Origin of the sequence: Saccharothrix espanaensis DSM 44229 (genome assembly GCF_000328705.1) — a bacterium.
Taxonomy (GTDB): Bacteria; Actinomycetota; Actinomycetes; order Mycobacteriales; family Pseudonocardiaceae; genus Actinosynnema; species Actinosynnema espanaense.
This window is the reverse complement of sequence record NC_019673.1, coordinates 7815643-7831016: the sequence shown is the minus strand read 5'-3', so window position 1 is coordinate 7831016 and position 15374 is coordinate 7815643. Positions and strand designations below refer to the sequence as shown.

Below are 15374 nucleotides of genomic sequence, written 5' to 3'. Positions count from 1 at the left end.
GCACTTCGTGGGCGTCCTCGGTGAGGTCCACGACGGACGGTACATCGGTGTTCGCTCGGTGAGGGTGGGCATTCCGGAGGTGGCATCATGTGCGCTCGTGCTCGAATCCCGGCGCAGGTGGCTCGTCGCCACCGGTCTGCTCGCCCCCACCGGCCTCTGGCTGGGCGTTTTCCTCCTCGCGCCGCTGGCGCTGGTGGTCCAGTTCAGCTTCGCCACCCGGGACACCGGCGTGGCGCGGGCGGTGCTGCCGTGGACGGCGCAGGCGTACCTGACGGCGCTGGACCCGGCGTTCCTGCCGATCTTCGGGCGCACGCTCGCCTACGCGGGCGCGACCACCGCGCTGTGCCTGCTGCTCGGCTTCCCGCTGGCGTGGTTCATCGCCCGGCACGGCGGCCGCTACCGGACCGTGCTGCTCGCGGCCGTGCTGGTGCCGTTCTGGTCGAGCCACCTGGCCCGGATCTACGCGTGGAAGGCGCTGCTGGACGGCGACGGGCTGGTCAACCGGCTGCTCGGGGCGGTCGGGCTGGACCGGCCCGGCGGGTTCCTGCTGACCGACGGCGCGGTGGTGCTGGGGCTGACCTACGGGTTCCTGCCGTTCATGGTGCTGCCGCTCTACGTGGCGTGCGAGCGGTTCGACCACCGGCAGGTGGAGGCCTCCTACGACCTCGGGCACGGCCGGGTGTCGACGTTCCGCCGGGTCGTCCTGCCCGGCGTGTTCCCCGGCGTCCTGGCCGGGGCGCTGCTGGTGCTGGTGCCCGCCGCCGGCGACTTCGTGACGCCCCGGCTGCTCGGCGGGGTGGACCAGTCGACGTTCGGCAGCGTGATCGACGACCAGTTCCGGGGCGGCAACAACTGGCCGCTCGGGTCGGCCATGGCGGTGTTGTTGCTGGTCCTGGTGGCCGTGGTGCTGGTGCTGCGCGGGCGGCGCGGGGAGGACGTGCTGTGAACCGCCGGCCGTGGGTGCTCGGATCGGTCGCCGGCCTGGTCCTGCTGTTCCTGTACGTGCCGATCCTGTGGCTGGCGCTGGTGTCGTTCAACGAGTCGCGCTCGCTGAGCCGGATCACCGGCCTGTCCACCCGCTGGTACGCGGAGCTCTTCGCCGATTCCCGGGTGCTGGAGTCGCTGGGGCTGACGCTGCGGCTGGCCGGGGCCAGTGCGGTGATCTCGACGGTCGTCGGCACGCTGGCCGCGCTCGGGCTGCGGCGGGCGTTCCCGGGGCGCGGGCTGTGGACGCTGCTGCTGAGCCTGCCGCTGGTCGTGCCCGAGGTGGTGCTGGGGGTGGCGCTGCTCGGCTTCTGCGTGAAGCTCGCCGGCATCCCGCTGGGTTTCGGGGCGCTGCTCGCGGCGCACGTCGCGTTCTCGCTGAGCTTCGTGGTGGTCGTGGTGCGGGCCCGGGTCGCCGGCATGGACCACCGGCTGGAAGAGGCCGCGGCGGACCTCGGGGCCGGGCCGCTGGTGGCGTTCCGGACGGTGACGCTGCCCCTGCTCGCGCCCGCGGTGGCGGCGGGCGCGGCGTTCGCGTTCCTGCTGTCGTTCGACGACGTGGTCACGTCGAGCTACCTGACCGGCGTGGGCTCCACGACGCTGCCGGTGTTCGTGTACGCGCAGGCGAGCAAGCGCGGGGTGTCCCCGGAGATCGTCGCGCTGTCCACCCTGATGGTGGCCGCCAGCGCGGCGCTGTTGATCGCCGGTGTGTTGTTGGCGGCCAAGCGGGCCCGCTCGTCAACTTTCGTCGAGTCGATTCGCGACCAATGAACGCGGCCCGGCGCGGAGAGGTTCTTTAACGTTGTCCTTTGTGACGTCTGTTGTGCAGCGACTGCGTCCGGAGGTCGCGGACATCCGGACGGCTCCGGCCGCGTTCCTCCGCACGCACGTCGAACGCTTCCGCGAACTCACCCCGTGGCGGGTCGCCCGGGAGCTGGTGGCGATCCTCGCCATCGTCCTGATGGACGTCTGGCCGGGGTTCATCGCCAACCACGACCCGGTCTCGACGTGGTGGATGGTCGTCATGGGGATCGGCTTCGTCGCCGTCTACGAGCTGCGGCTGCTGTTCCCGGCGATCGCGCTGCTGCTCGGGGTCTGGGTCGTGTTCAGCATCGAGCACGGCGGGGTCGCGACGATCCTGCTGCTCGCCTACGGCTCGGGGTACCGGATCGTCTCGTGGCAGCGGTCGCTGGTCACCGCGGCGCTGGGGCTGGCGCTGCACATGCTCGCGTGGGACGTCAACGCGCCGGGGCTGGGCGGGCCGTTCGGGTCGTTCGTGATGCTCACCGTGTACGGCATGGTGGTGGCGCTGCCGTTCCTGGTCGGCCGGTACGTCGCGCAGCGCAACGCGCTGGTCGCGGCGTTGCACGACCGCGAGGAGACCATGGTGCGGGAGCGCAAGGTGGTCTCCCGCCAGGTCCGGCTGCGGGAGCGCAACCGGATCGCGCAGGACATGCACGACAGCCTGGGCCACCGGCTGAGCCTGATCTCGGTGCACGCGGGCGCGCTGTCGCTGGACCCCGACCTCGGCGACCGCCACCGCGACGCCGTGCAGGTGCTGCGCTCCGCCGCGCTGACGGCCATGGAGGAGCTGCGCGGGGTGATCGGCGTGCTACGGCGCGACGAGCCCGACGAGGACCAGGTGCGGCGCACCGTCGACGCCGTCGACGAGCTGGTGGAGGGCGCGCGGCGGGCCGGTGTCCGGGTCAGCCTCGTGCGCGGCGGTCAGCCGCGCCCGCTGCCCGCGAAGGTCAGCCACGCCGCGTACCGGATCGCGCAGGAGGGCCTGACCAACGCCAGCAAGCACGCGTCCGGCGCGAGCGTGCAGGTGACGGTCAAGTACGAGCCGGACGCGCTGGTCGTGGAGGTGCGCAACAACCCGCCGCGGGTCAAGGCGCCCAAGGGTGCCGGGTTCGGCCTGATCGGGCTGGGCGAGCGGGTGCGGCTCGCGGGCGGGATGCTGCACGTGGGCGAGCTGCCCGCGGGCGGGTTCCGGATCGCGGCCGTGCTGCCGTACGAGGACACCGCGGCGGCGGGCGACGAACCCGCCGACGACGAGCCGGTGGAGCGGGTCAAGCCGACCGGCATCCGCAAGTGGGCCGGGGTCGGGTCGATCGCGCTCGCCGGCGTCGTGGTGGTCGCGGTGATCGGCGGCTACACGTGGATAGGGAGTCAGCCGACCACGAAGGTGGTGTCGCCCGAGCTGTACGACTCGGTCCGGGTGGGGGACGACGAGTCGGCGGTCCGGGCGCGGCTGCCGGTCGGCGCCGACCCGCTGATCGCCAACGTCCGGTCCGCCGCGCCGGCTGAGCCGGAGGGCGCGACCTGCGAGTACTTCGTCGCCGACGACCAGAAGTACTCGCTGCGGGCGACCAAGGTAGTGCGGTTCTGCTTCGCCGGCGGCAAGCTCGTCGAGAAGAACTCCCACCAGCAGGGGACGTGAAGGTTGATCCGGGTACTCATCGCCGACGACGAACCGCTGATGCGGGCCGGCATCAAGGCGATCCTCGGCACCGCCGAGGACATCGAGCTCGTGGCGGAGGCCGGGGACGGGCGCGAGGCCGTGCGGATCGCCTTGGAGCGGCGGGTCGACGTGGCCGTGCTGGACATCCGGATGCCCCGGCTGGACGGGCTGGCCGCGGCGCGCGAACTCAAGGCCGTGGCGCCGGCGGTGCGGGTGGTGATGCTCACCACCTTCGGCGAGGACGACAACATAGTGCGCGCCCTGGCGGACGGGGCCGCCGGGTTCCTGCTGAAGGACTCCGCGCCCGAGGAGTTGTTGCGGGCGGTTCGGGCGGTTCACTCCGGGGAGGCGTACCTGTCCCCGATGGTGACCAGCCGGGTGGTGGGAATGGTCGCCGCGGTCGGTCAGCCCCGCCGGCAGGAGGCCATGCGGCAGGTCGCCGGGTTGACCGAGCGGGAGGTCGAGGTGCTGTCCCTGCTGGGGCTCGGGATGTCCAACGCCGACGTGGGCCAGCGGCTGCACATGAGCGAGGCGACCGTGAAGACCTACGTGAGCCGGTTGTTGGCGAAGCTGGGGTTGACCAACCGGGTCCAGGCGGCGTTGCTGGCGCGCGACGCGGGACTGGCCGGCTGAGCGTCGCCGCAGGTCGGCGGCTTGCGGCAGGGTTCCGGGCGCGGTCTGCGGTGGTGGAACCCCCGGAAAAGGAAAAAGCGCCCCCCGCCGACGGCTTTGTCGGCGGAGGGCGCTGGTCGCGCGCAGCGCGAGGGGGGACGCGCTATGCGCGAGCTCGATTACCGGTGACCAACCGGTAGATGCCCAGTACGACCAGCGAGCCGAGGATGGCCAGCAGCCAGGTGCTCAGGCTGAAGAACGTGTTGATGTCCGTGCCGAACAGGGCCTGGCCGATGAACCCGCCGACGATGGCGCCGACAATGCCCAGCAGCATGGTGATGATGATTCCGCCGGGGTCGCGACCAGGCATGATGGCCTTGGCGATGGCCCCTGCGATGAGGCCGAGGATGATCCAACCCAAGATGCCCACGGGGGCTCCTTCCTGATGGCCGTCACGAGCGGAATCCGTGGCGGCTCTTGATCAGGGGATGCCCACGTTCGGGCGAAGCCACGCCTGCGTTATCGTTCTGTGACCTGAGTACCGCTGTGCGGGCTATCAGGTTGGTTCCGGAAGAATGGTCGGTGATGAGCACACCACGCACGGTCCTGGTCCTCGGCTCCACGGGGTCGGTCGGCACCCAGGCCCTCGACGTCATCGCCGCCAACCCGGAGCGCTTCACCGTGGCCGGGCTGGCCGCGGGCGGGTCGGACCCCGCCCTGCTGGCCGCGCAGGCGGTGGAGTTCGGCGTCTCCGCCGTCGCGGTGGCCAAGGCCACGGCCGTCGAGGACGTGACGCTCGCCCTGTACGCCGAGGCGCAGCGGCGCGGCTACTCGTCCGGGCAGTTCAAGCTGCCCCGGGTGCTCGCCGGGCCGACCGCGATGGTCGACCTGGTCGACGAGGTGCCCGCGGACGTGGTGCTCAACGGCATCACCGGGTCGATCGGGCTGGAGCCGACGCTGCGCGCGCTGGCCACCGGGTCGACGCTCGCGCTGGCCAACAAGGAGTCGCTGATCGCCGGTGGGCCGCTGGTGCTCAAGGCGGCGCGCCCCGGCCAGATCGTGCCGGTCGACTCGGAGCACTCGGCGCTGGCGCAGTGCCTGCGCGGCGGGCGGCGCGAGGAGGTCGCCCGGCTGGTGCTGACCGCCTCCGGCGGGCCCTTCCGCGGCCGGTCGCGGGCGGAGTTGGCCGGGGTCACCGCCGCCGAGGCGATGGCGCACCCGACCTGGTCGATGGGCCCGGTGATCACGGTCAACTCGGCCACCCTGGTCAACAAGGGCCTGGAGCTGATCGAGGCGCACCTGCTCTTCGACGTCGGCTACGACCGGCTCGACGTGGTGGTCCACCCGCAGTCGGTCATCCACTCGATGGTGACCTTCGCCGACGGCTCCACGCTCGCGCAGGCCAGCCCGCCGGACATGCGGCTGCCGATCGCGCTGGCCCTGGGCTGGCCGGAGCGCGTCCCCGGCGCCACCACCCCGTGTACCTTCGAGGCACCGACTGCCTGGACCTTCGAACCGCTGGACCACACGGTCTTCCCCGCGGTGCGGCTGGCCGGTCAGGCGGGATCCGGCGGTGGCTGCCTGCCCGCCGTCTACAACGCCGCCAACGAGGAGGCCGTCGCGGTGTTCCTCGGCGGGGGCACGTCTTTCACGTCCATCGTGGACACGGTCGAGCGGGTGCTGGCGGAGGCGGACGGGTGGGCGCACGAGCCCTCCGACGTCGCCGAGGTGCTCGCCGCCGAGGAATGGGCCCGGTCGCGGGCGCGGGAACTCGTGGCCACTTCGGTGGGGTCTGGAAGGGACTGACCGTGGTCTTCTTTTTGGGCATTCTGCTCTTCGCCCTGTTGATCGGGATCTCGATCGCGCTGCACGAACTGGGCCACCTGGCCACCGCGAAGATGTTCGGCATGAAGGTGACCCGGTACTTCATCGGGTTCGGGCCGAAGATCTGGTCGTTCCGGCGCGGCGAGACCGAGTACGGGCTCAAGGCCATCCCGGCCGGCGGCTTCTGCGAGATCACCGGCATGACCGCGCTGGAGGAGGTGCGCCCCGAGGACCAGCAGCGCGCCTTCTACCGGCAGAAGACGTGGAAGCGGGTCGTCGTCCTGAGCGCCGGCTCCATCACGCACTTCATCCTCGGTTTCATCATCCTGTACCTGATGGCCGTCTTCCTCGGGATGCCCAACCTGCGCAACACGGCCGTCGTCCAGGAGGTCGCGCCGTGCGTGCAGAGCGTGAGCAGGCCCGACTGCGCGCCCGGCGACACCTCGCCGGCCGGCCGGGCCGGGTTCCAGCCCGGCGACGAGATCACCTCCGTCGGCGGGGTGGCCACGCCCACCTGGACCGACGTGCTCAAGGCGACCCGGGACCGGTTCGGCACCACGGACTTCACCGTCCGCCGCGGCGACCAGACGCTGACCCTGTCGACGGACGTGGCCCGGGTCGAGCGGGAGTTCCAGCGCACCGACGGCACCCGGTACAAGCGGGAGATCGGCGCGATCGGCGTCGTGCAGCAGCGCAACTTCGAGTACAACGCGCTGACCGGCGTCGGGGCGGCGTTCTCCTACACCGGCGACATGTTCGTCAACACCTGGCACGGGCTGCTGAAGTTCCCGGAGAAGATCCCGGCGGTGGTCAAGGCCATCGGCGGCGGCGAGCGCGACCTGGAGTCGCCGGTCAGCGTGGTCGGCGCGTCGCGGCTGGGCGGCGAGGCCGTCGAGCAGGGGCTGTGGCCCTTCTTCTGGCTGATGCTCGCCGGGCTGAACTTCTTCGTCGGTGTGTTCAACCTCCTGCCCCTGCTGCCGCTTGACGGTGGTCACATCGCCGTCAACCTGTACGAACGGGTGCGAAACTGGATTCGGAAGCTGCGTGGGATGCCCGCCGGCGCGCCGGTCAACTACCTGCGGCTGCTGCCGCTGACCTACTTCGTGATCTTCGTCGGTGGCGCCGTGACGCTGCTGACGGTGACCGCGGACATCGTGAACCCCATCCGACTCCCGTGACCCGGTCGGCGATGACTCGGCTCCGGTGACGGGGCTCGCGTGACCGGGCTTCCAGTGACCGGGCTCCAGTGACCAGGCTTCAGTGATCCTCGCGACAGTGAGAGGTGTTTGTTCATGAGTGACGGCGTGATGCTCGGGATTCCGGCATTGCCGCCTCCCGTGTTGTCCGAACGGCGCAAGACCCGTCAGCTGATGGTCGGGTCGGTCGGTGTGGGCAGCGAGTTCCCGGTGTCGGTGCAGTCGATGACCACGACGGTGACAGCGGACGTCAACGCGACGTTGCAGCAGATCGCGGAGTTGACGGCGTCGGGGTGCGACATCGTGCGGGTGGCCTGTCCGTCCCAGGACGACGCGGACGCGTTGGCGGCGATCGCGCGGAAGTCGCAGATCCCGGTGATCGCGGACATCCACTTCCAGCCGAAGTACGTGTTCGCGGCGATTGAGGCGGGGTGCGCGGCGGTCCGGGTGAACCCGGGCAACATCAAGAAGTTCGACGATAAGGTGCGCGAGATCGCTGCGGCGGCGCGGGACCACGGCACGCCGATCCGGATCGGCGTCAACGCGGGTTCGCTGGACCCGCGGTTGATGGCGAAGTACGGCAAGGCGACGCCGGAGGCGCTGGCGGAGTCGGCGCTGTGGGAGGCGTCGTTGTTCGCCGAGCACGACTTCCACGACCTGAAGATCTCGGTGAAGCACAACGACCCCGTGGTCATGGTGCGGGCGTACGAGATCCTGGCCGAGCAGTGCGACTACCCGTTGCACCTGGGTGTGACGGAGGCCGGTCCGGCGTTCCAGGGGACGATCAAGTCGGCGGTGGCGTTCGGCGCGTTGCTGCGGCAGGGCATCGGGGACACGATCCGGGTGTCGCTGTCGGCCCCGCCGGTGGAGGAGGTCAAGGTCGGCCACCAGATCCTCCAGTCGCTGAACCTGCGGCCGCGCAAGCTGGAGATCGTGTCGTGCCCGTCGTGCGGTCGGGCGCAGGTGGACGTCTACACGCTCGCCGAGCAGGTCACGGCCGGTCTGGAGGGCATGGAGGTGCCGCTGCGGGTCGCCGTGATGGGCTGCGTGGTGAACGGGCCGGGCGAGGCGCGCGAGGCGGACCTGGGCGTGGCGTCGGGCAACGGCAAGGGCCAGATCTTCGTCAAGGGCCAGGTGATCAAGACCGTGCCCGAGCACCAGATCGTGGAGACCCTGATCGAGGAGGCCATGCGGTTGGCCGAGGAGATGGGCGAGTCCGCCGAGGGCGTCTCCGGCGAACCGGTGGTCACCGTCGGCTGACCGGCACTCGTGCGCGCGGGCCTGGTGGTTCGCCGGGCGAGCCCGGTGGTGTGCCGGCTTGGACGAGAGGTGCGCCGGTTCGGTCGGGAGCGTGCCGGTTGGGCCGGGAGGTGCGGTCGGTGGTGTGCGGGTGCGGGTGCCGGCGCAGTGCGGTCGGCTGCGCTGAGCGGGTGGCTGACGCGCGTGGAATGCGCTCCATCTGGCAGGCTTGACCCGTGCTGAGGCTGGCCGGCGCGCGGCTCCTGGACGAGCGGGACCTGAACGAGGTCCTCGCACTGCTGGCGAACGACCCGGTGGCCTCCTGCATGGTGGCCGCCCGGGTCGAGGTGGCCGGGCTGGACCCGTGGCGGCTGGGCGGCGAGGTGTGGGCCTACGACCACCGCGCGCTGCGCGGCGGGCGGGTCGACGCCCTGTGCTTCGCCGGGCCGAACCTGATCCCGCTCGGCGGCAACGCCCCCGCCCTGCGCAGCTTCGCCGACCGGGCCCGGCGGCGCGGCCGGATGTGCTCGTCGCTGGTCGGACCGGCCGAGCAGGTGCTCGGGCTGTGGGAGGAACTGGCCCCGGACTGGGGGCCGGCCCGCGAGGTGCGCGGCGACCAGCCGCTGATGGCGCTGGGCGGCAGTCCGACCGCGGCACCCGACCCACTGGTCCGCCCGGTGCGGCCGGACGAGCTGGAGCGCTACCTGCCGGCGGCCATCGCCATGTTCGTCGAGGAGGTCGGCGTCGACCCGTGCGCGGACGACGGTGGCGCGTCCTACCGGGCGCGGGTGGCCGAGCTGATCGCCGGCGGCCGGGCGTTCGCCCGGTTCGAGGGCGGCGAGGTGGTGTTCAAGGCCGAGATCGGCGCGATGTCGGCGAAGGTCGGCCAGATCCAAGGTGTCTGGGTGCGGCCGGACCGGCGCGGGCACGGCATCGGCACCACCGGCACCGCCGCCGTGGCCGAACGGCTGGTGCGCGGCCTGGGCCGGACCGCGTCGCTGTACGTGAACAGCTACAACGACGCCGCGCAGGCCGCGTACCGCAAGATCGGCTTCTCCCAGGTGGGGCAGTACGCGACCGTGCTGTTCTAGCGGTTGGGCATACTCGCACCGTGATGCTTCGCAAGACCGCCTTGGTCGTCGTCCTGCCGCTCGTGCTCGGTGGGTGCGGGCTGTTCACCTCCCGGCCGGGCCCGGACCAGGTCGCGGGGGACTTCCTGGGCAAGGTCGCGAGCGGCGACGTGGACGGCGCGGTCGCGCTGACCGACGACCCGGCCAAGGCCAAGGAACTGCTGGACAAGGTGCGCGGCGTGCTGAAGCCGACCGCCGTGCGCACCTCCGTGCAGCAGGTGCGCTCGGCCGGCGAATCGGCCACGGCCGACGCCACGGCCAAGCTCGAATGGGACCTCGGGCACAACCGGGTGTGGTCCTACGACACGAAGTTCGACCTCCGGCGCGAGGAGGACACCTGGAAGGTGCACTGGGCCCCGTCGCTCGTGCACCCGAAGCTGGCCGCGCAGCAGTCGATCGGCTCGACCGAGGTCAAGCCCGCCCTGGCGCCGGTGCTGGACCGCGACGGCGTGCCGCTGCTCGCCCCCGAGCAGGTGGTGTCGATCCTGCTGGACCCGGCGCAGGCCGGTGACCTGGCGGCGGTCGCGGGCGCGCTGGCGGGTGCGCTGGGCCGGATCGAGCCGGCCATCACGGCCGCGTCCATCACCGAGGGCGTGGCGAAGGTGCCCGCCGGGCAGGTCTACCAGGTGGCGGCGCTGCGCGACGCCGACTACCAGTCGGTCAAGCCCGCGATCTACGAACTGCCGGGCGTGCGGTTCACCACCCAGACGTCGCTGCTCGCGCCGGCGCGCGACTTCGGGTCGCAACTGCTGCCCGCGGTGCGCAAGGCCGTCGAGGAGGAGATCGCCGGCCGGTCCGGGCTGCGGATCTACACGGTGAACGCGGCCGGGGCCGAGGTGGAGGACCTGCACGACGTCGCCCCCGAGCCCGCGCGGGCGATCCAGACCGGCGTCAGCCGGTCCGTGCAGACCGCGGCGGAGGACGCGCTGGAGCCGATCGCCGAGCCCGCGATGCTGGTGGCGCTGTCCGCGTCCACCGGGGAGGTGCTGGCGGTCGCGCAGAACAAGCCCGCCGACGAGCAGGGCGCGATCGCGCTGACCGGCCGGTTCCCGCCCGGGTCGACGTTCAAGATCATCACCGCGGCGGCGGCGCTGGAGGGCGGGACCCCGGCGGACTCGCCCCAGCCGTGCCCCGGCCGGATGACCATCGACGGGCGGCGGATCGTGCCCAACGACCACGACTTCGACAAGGGCACCATCCCGCTGCACTCGGCGTTCGCGTTCTCCTGCAACACGACGTTCGCGCAGATCGCGGCCGGGCTGCCCGCCGACGCGCTGACCAGGCAGGCGGACAAGTTCGGGCTGGGCGTCGACTTCGAGATCCCGGCCATCACCACCATCACCGGCTCGGTGCCGCCCGCGACGGACGTGGTGGAGCGCGCGGAGGACGGCTTCGGCCAGGGCAAGCTGCTGGCCAGCCCCTTCGGCATGGCGCTGGTCGCGGCGACGGTGGCCAAGGGCTCGATGCCGACCCCGACGGTGCTGCGGGGACGGGAGACCAAGCTCGGCCACCAGCCGACCGCACCGACGCCGGCGGTGCTGGAACCGCTGCGGGCGATGATGCGCGAGGTGGTCGAGACGGGCACCGCGCCCCAGTTGCGGCCGTTCGGGGACGTGCGGGGCAAGACGGGCACCGCGCAGTTCGGCGACGGCACCAACTCGCACGGCTGGTTCGTCGGCTATCGGGGCGACATCGCGTTCGCGACCCTGCTGCTGGGCACCAACACCTCGGCTCCGGCCGTGGACGCGTCGGCCCGGTTCCTGGGCGCGCTCGGCTAAGACGCGGCTCGGGGCGAGGGTGCTTCGGCCGAGGTGTTGGTCCGGATGGGAACGCTGTCCCGAGGCGTTGGCCTGAATGGGGTAACATCGAAGTGATACCATGTTATACATGGAGCAGATCGGCCTTCGTGAGTTGCGCCACCACACGGGCGAGTACCTGCGTCGGGCCGAGGCCGGCGAGCGGATCGCGGTCACCGACCACGGTCGGGTGGTCGCGGAGATCGGGCCGCCGACCGAGGACGCGTCGAGCCTGCGCGACCAGCTGATCGTCAACGGCGAACTCCTGCGCGGCCGAGGCGGGCCGTTCCCGGAACCGCTGCCGCCCACGACCGGCACCCCGCTGTCCGAGGTGCTGCGGCAGATGCGGGAGGACGAGCGCTGGTGATCTACTTCGACACCTCGGCCCTGGTGAAGCTCGTCCGGACCGAGGCCGAGACGCCGGACCTGCGCGCGTGGATCGAAGACCGGTCGGGGCGGCGGGCCGTCAGCAGCTCACTGGCCAGGGTGGAGTTGATCCGGGCGGTGCGCGTCGAGGGCGACGAGGCGATCCGGGTGGCGACCCGCGTCCTCGTCGAGATCGACCAGCTGCCGATGACCATGGACCTGCTGGACGCCGCCGGGGCGCTCCCGCTCCTGCTCAAGTCGCTGGACGCCATCCACCTCGCGTCCGCGCTGCGGCTGCGCGGTGACCTGGACGCGTTCGTCGCCTACGACAAGAAGCTGCTCGTCGCCGCCGACGAGATGGGGCTGCCGACCGCGTCGCCCGGCACGTCGGGCTGACCACAATGCGGGCACACCGCGCATGGGGCGTCACGGTGAGCCGTAATGTGTCAGGCATGTCCGTGCGTGCCGTCCTGGAGCCAGGTGAACTTTCCCCGCGTCGACCGGTGCCCGCCGAAATCGAGCGGCCCGAGTACGTGGACCGGAAGGAACCCCGGCGCAACACCGACCCGTGGGTGCAGCCCCCCGAGGTCATCGAGGCCATGCGGGTGGCCGGGCGGTTGGCCGCCCAGGCCCTCCAGGAGGCCGGCAAGGTCGTCGTGCCCGGCGTGACCACCGACGAGATCGACGCCGTCGCGCACGAGTTCCTGTGCGACCACGGCGCGTACCCGTCGACGCTCGGCTACCGCGGCTTCCCGAAGTCCTGCTGCACCTCCCTCAACGAGGTGATCTGCCACGGCATCCCGGACTCGACCGTCGTCCAGGACGGCGACATCGTGAACATCGACGTCACCGCGTTCATCGGCGGCGTGCACGGCGACACCAACGCCACCTTCCTGGCCGGGAACGTCGCCGAGGACGTCAAGCTGCTCGTCGAGCGCACCCACGAGGCCACCATGCGGGCCATCAAGGCGGTCAAGCCCGGCCGGCAGCTCAACGTCGTGGGCCGGGTCATCGAGTCCTACGCCAACCGGTTCGGCTACGGCGTCGTGCGCGACTTCACCGGGCACGGCATCGGGCGGACGTTCCACAGCGGCCTGGTCGTGCTGCACTACGACGCGCCGCACGTCCCGACCCTGATCGAGCCCGGCATGACGTTCACCATCGAGCCGATGATCACGCTCGGCGGCATCGAGCACGACGTGTGGGAGGACGGCTGGACCGTCACCACCCGCGACAAGAGCTGGACCGCCCAGTTCGAGCACACGATCGTCGTCACCGACAGCGGCTCGGAGATCCTCACCGTCTGCTGAGGCCGGTGGTTCGGGTTCCGGTGGGTGCTGGGGTCGGTGGTCCGGGGCTTCGGCGGGTGCTTTCGGTGGTCCGGGACCTCACCGGGTGCTGAGTTCGGTGATCAGGTCGGTGAGCGGGCGCGCGACGGCGTCCGGGTCGGATGCCGCCGCGAGGTGGTGGCTCTCCAGTTCGCGCACCGGCCAGCCCAGGTCGCGGGCGGTGCCGAACGGGGTCCGGTAGGCCTCGCTGAGCCGCAGGTACCCGCACGGCCCCGTCCACGCCACGGTGGGCCGGGGTTCCTTGAGGAACGCCAGCGGCACCTCCGCCTCCTCGCCGACGATCTCCTCCAGCAGCCGCACGTCCGGCACCATCGCGGAGAGCACCTCCGGCGCGAACCAGCGGTCCCAGCGCGGCATCAGGCCGTCCCGGGAGATCGACTTCAGGTGCGCCATCCGGTCGGCCGGCGCGTCGTCGCGCCAGCTCCGGCCGGGTGCGGGCAGGTCGGCGTCGAGGAACACCAGGCCGGTGACCGGGGTCTCCAGGGCGTCGGCGAACGCGGGCAGCAGCGGGCCCGCGCCGCTGTGGCCGACCAGCACCAGCTCGCCCTCGACCAGCGAGTCCTCCACGGCGTCGGCGAACATGCCGATCAGCCGCTGGTGCACGGGGGCCGCGTTCACCGTCACCCGCAGGTCGAGCAGCAGCACCGGTTGGCCCAGCGCGGCGAGCGCGCCGGCCAGCGGCCGGAGGCTCGCCGGGCCCAGGTAGGGGCTGTGCACCAGGACCGTGGTGGCGGGGGCGGAGACCATGACGTGGATGATGTCAGCCGGGACCGACAACGAGGGGGTTTTGCGGACGGTGGGCGGCGCGTTGTTGATCGCCGGGACGACGTCGGACGCGGGCAAGAGCGTCCTGGTCGCCGGGCTGTGCCGGTGGCTGGTCCGGCAGGGCGTGCGCACGGCCCCGTTCAAGGCGCAGAACATGTCGAACAACTCGGTGGTCACCGGGGACGGCGGCGAGATCGGGCGGGCGCAGGCCGTGCAGGCCGCGGCGTGCGGGCTGGAGCCGAGCGTCCGGTTCAACCCGGTGCTGCTCAAACCGGGCGGCGATCGCACGTCCCAGGTGGTGGTGCTGGGCAAGGCGGTGGGCGAGGTGTCCGCGCTGTCCTACCGCGAGCGCAAGGCCGCGCTGATGACCACCGTGATGTCCACTCTGGACGGACTGCGGCAGGACTTCGAAGCCGTGGTGTGCGAAGGTGCGGGCTCGCCCACCGAGATCAACCTGCGCGCGAACGACATCGCCAACATGGGCCTGGCCCGCGCCGCGGACCTGCCGGTGCTGGTGGTCGGCGACATCGACCGGGGCGGGGTCTTCGCGCACCTGTTCGGGACGCTGGCCCTGCTCGACCCGGCGGACCAGGCGCTGGTCGCGGGGTTCGTGGTGAACAAGTTCCGCGGCGACCCGGCGCTGCTGGAGCCGGGGCTGCGGCAGTTGCGCGGGCTCACCGGGCGGCCGGTGCTGGGCGTGCTGCCGTGGCGCGAGGAACTCTGGCTGGACGCGGAGGACTCGCTGTCCTACGCGGCGGACGGCGTGATCGGCCGGCCCGCGCCACCGGTCGGCGAGCAGTGGCTGCGGGTGGCGGTGGTCCGGCTGCCGCGGATCTCCAACGCGACCGACGTCGAGGCGCTGGCCTGCGAGCCGGGCGTGTCGGTGCGGTTCGTCACCGAGCCGTCCCGGCTGGCGGACGCGGACCTGGTGGTGCTGCCCGGGTCGAAGGCGACCGTGGCGGACCTGGAGTGGTTGCGCGCCACCGGCCTCGCCGACGCGATCCGCCGCCACGACGGGCCGGTGCTGGGGGTGTGCGGCGGGTTCCAGATGCTCGGCCGGCGCATCGAGGACGGCGTGGAGTCGCGTGCGGGCGTGGTCGACGGCTTGGGGCTGCTCGACGTCGACATCCGGTTCGCCGCGGACAAGACGTTGGAACGGCCGCGCGGGACGGCGTTCGGCGAGCCGGTGCACGGGTACGAGATCCACCACGGCCAGGTCGTGCGCGGCGGCGGCGAGGGGCTGGTGGTGCTGCCGGACGGCACGCCGGAAGGAGCCCTGGCCGGGAGGATCGCCGGGACCCACTGGCACGGCCTGCTGGAGAACGACGCGTTCCGCCGGGAGTTCCTGCGCTGGGCGGCCGGACACGCGGGCCGCGCCGGCTTCCGGCCCGCGCCGGACACGGACTTCGCCGGGCAACGGGCGGCACAACTGGACCTGCTCGGTGACCTGGTCGCCGACCACCTGGACACGGACGCGGTGCTCGCGTTGCTGGAGCGCGGCGCGCCGAGCGGACTACCGGTCGTGCCGCCTGCGGGCGCGCCGGACGTCACCTGACCGGGACGGCGCGGCTGCCAGCGGATCGGCGATACTGGCGACAGCCCTGGAACGACGTCGCCGACCAGGTTCGGTCCCCGGTGGAGGACCTCGT

At 72.0% G+C, this 15374-nt stretch carries 15 protein-coding genes; 13 read left to right on the top strand and 2 right to left on the bottom strand.

Features of this window, described 5'->3' with window-relative positions:
• The first annotated feature begins 97 nt into the window (after window positions 1-97).
• Genes BN6_RS34105 through BN6_RS34090 form a run of 4 tightly spaced genes read left to right on the top strand, consistent with a single transcriptional unit; the run spans window position 98 to window position 4081 of the window.
• Window positions 98-946, top strand: a complete 849-nt coding sequence (locus BN6_RS34105; RefSeq protein ID WP_148303132.1) for an ABC transporter permease — start codon at window positions 98-100, stop codon at window positions 944-946.
• Complete coding sequence (locus tag BN6_RS34100; RefSeq protein WP_015104414.1) at window positions 943-1755, top strand: ABC transporter permease; 813 nt, start codon at window positions 943-945, stop codon at window positions 1753-1755. The genes BN6_RS34105 and BN6_RS34100 overlap by 4 nt, the downstream gene beginning before the upstream one ends.
• Before the next feature lie 40 nt (window positions 1756-1795).
• The gene (locus tag BN6_RS34095; protein WP_148303131.1) at window positions 1796-3427 is read left to right on the top strand and encodes a sensor histidine kinase; all 1632 of its coding nucleotides are present in this window, start codon (window positions 1796-1798) and stop codon (window positions 3425-3427) included.
• A 3-nt stretch (window positions 3428-3430) separates the two neighbouring features.
• A complete protein-coding gene (locus BN6_RS34090; protein WP_015104412.1) occupies window positions 3431-4081 on the top strand; it encodes a response regulator in 651 nt (216 codons plus the stop codon).
• Between the two features lie 142 nt (window positions 4082-4223).
• Here BN6_RS34090 and BN6_RS34085 read toward each other — a convergent pair whose 3' ends face one another.
• Window positions 4224-4490: a GlsB/YeaQ/YmgE family stress response membrane protein gene (locus BN6_RS34085; protein WP_015104411.1), complete on the bottom strand. Its 267-nt coding sequence runs from the start codon at window positions 4488-4490 to the stop codon at window positions 4224-4226.
• Between the two features lie 155 nt (window positions 4491-4645).
• On the opposite strand from BN6_RS34085, the gene dxr reads away from it, so the two are divergent.
• The 8 genes from dxr to map all read left to right on the top strand — a co-directional run bounded on the left by dxr (window position 4646) and on the right by map (window position 12921).
• The gene (gene dxr / locus BN6_RS34080; protein ID WP_015104410.1) at window positions 4646-5866 is read left to right on the top strand and encodes a 1-deoxy-D-xylulose-5-phosphate reductoisomerase; all 1221 of its coding nucleotides are present in this window, start codon (window positions 4646-4648) and stop codon (window positions 5864-5866) included.
• Between the two features lie 2 nt (window positions 5867-5868).
• Complete coding sequence (locus BN6_RS34075; protein ID WP_015104409.1) at window positions 5869-7062, top strand: M50 family metallopeptidase; 1194 nt, start codon at window positions 5869-5871, stop codon at window positions 7060-7062.
• A gap of 114 nt (window positions 7063-7176) precedes the next feature.
• Window positions 7177-8340 carry a flavodoxin-dependent (E)-4-hydroxy-3-methylbut-2-enyl-diphosphate synthase gene (gene ispG, locus BN6_RS34070; protein WP_015104408.1) on the top strand — a complete coding sequence of 388 codons (1164 nt, stop codon included), beginning with the start codon at window positions 7177-7179 and terminating at the stop codon, window positions 8338-8340.
• A gap of 215 nt (window positions 8341-8555) precedes the next feature.
• Window positions 8556-9410 carry a GNAT family N-acetyltransferase gene (locus BN6_RS34065; RefSeq protein WP_015104407.1) on the top strand — a complete coding sequence of 285 codons (855 nt, stop codon included), beginning with the start codon at window positions 8556-8558 and terminating at the stop codon, window positions 9408-9410.
• 23 nt (window positions 9411-9433) lie between these two features.
• Complete coding sequence (locus BN6_RS34060) at window positions 9434-11227, top strand: penicillin-binding transpeptidase domain-containing protein (protein ID WP_041319026.1); 1794 nt, start codon at window positions 9434-9436, stop codon at window positions 11225-11227.
• A 109-nt stretch (window positions 11228-11336) separates the two neighbouring features.
• The gene (locus BN6_RS34055) at window positions 11337-11612 is read left to right on the top strand and encodes a type II toxin-antitoxin system Phd/YefM family antitoxin (RefSeq protein WP_041315077.1); all 276 of its coding nucleotides are present in this window, start codon (window positions 11337-11339) and stop codon (window positions 11610-11612) included.
• Window positions 11609-12007: a type II toxin-antitoxin system VapC family toxin gene (locus BN6_RS34050; RefSeq protein ID WP_015104404.1), complete on the top strand. Its 399-nt coding sequence runs from the start codon at window positions 11609-11611 to the stop codon at window positions 12005-12007. The genes BN6_RS34055 and BN6_RS34050 overlap by 4 nt, the downstream gene beginning before the upstream one ends.
• Window positions 12008-12063: 56 nt before the next feature.
• On the top strand, window positions 12064-12921 hold the full coding sequence (map, locus tag BN6_RS34045; RefSeq protein ID WP_015104403.1) for a type I methionyl aminopeptidase: 858 nt from the start codon (window positions 12064-12066) through the stop codon (window positions 12919-12921).
• A gap of 78 nt (window positions 12922-12999) precedes the next feature.
• On the opposite strand, the gene BN6_RS34040 is transcribed toward map, so the two are convergent.
• Window positions 13000-13707: an alpha/beta hydrolase family protein gene (locus BN6_RS34040; RefSeq protein WP_041315073.1), complete on the bottom strand. Its 708-nt coding sequence runs from the start codon at window positions 13705-13707 to the stop codon at window positions 13000-13002.
• Between the two features lie 7 nt (window positions 13708-13714).
• Between BN6_RS34040 and BN6_RS34035 the strand changes: the two genes are divergently transcribed.
• Window positions 13715-15280, top strand: coding sequence for a cobyric acid synthase (locus BN6_RS34035; RefSeq protein WP_015104401.1), 1566 nt, complete (start codon window positions 13715-13717; stop codon window positions 15278-15280).
• Window positions 15281-15374: the final 94 nt, after the last annotated feature.

Excerpts from the sequence above, each read along its gene's own strand:
- ispG (WP_015104408.1), top strand. The coding sequence starts at position 7,177 with ATGAGTGACGGCGTGATGCTCGGGATTCCGGCATTGCCGCCTCCCGTG.
- map (WP_015104403.1), top strand. The coding sequence starts at position 12,064 with ATGTCCGTGCGTGCCGTCCTGGAGCCAGGTGAACTTTCCCCGCGTCGA.
- BN6_RS34035 (WP_015104401.1), top strand. The coding sequence starts at position 13,715 with ATGATGTCAGCCGGGACCGACAACGAGGGGGTTTTGCGGACGGTGGGC.
- BN6_RS34055 (WP_041315077.1), top strand. The coding sequence starts at position 11,337 with ATGGAGCAGATCGGCCTTCGTGAGTTGCGCCACCACACGGGCGAGTAC.
- BN6_RS34040 (WP_041315073.1), bottom strand. The coding sequence starts at position 13,707 with ATGGTCTCCGCCCCCGCCACCACGGTCCTGGTGCACAGCCCCTACCTG.
- BN6_RS34060 (WP_041319026.1), top strand. The coding sequence starts at position 9,434 with ATGCTTCGCAAGACCGCCTTGGTCGTCGTCCTGCCGCTCGTGCTCGGT.
- dxr (WP_015104410.1), top strand. The coding sequence starts at position 4,646 with ATGAGCACACCACGCACGGTCCTGGTCCTCGGCTCCACGGGGTCGGTC.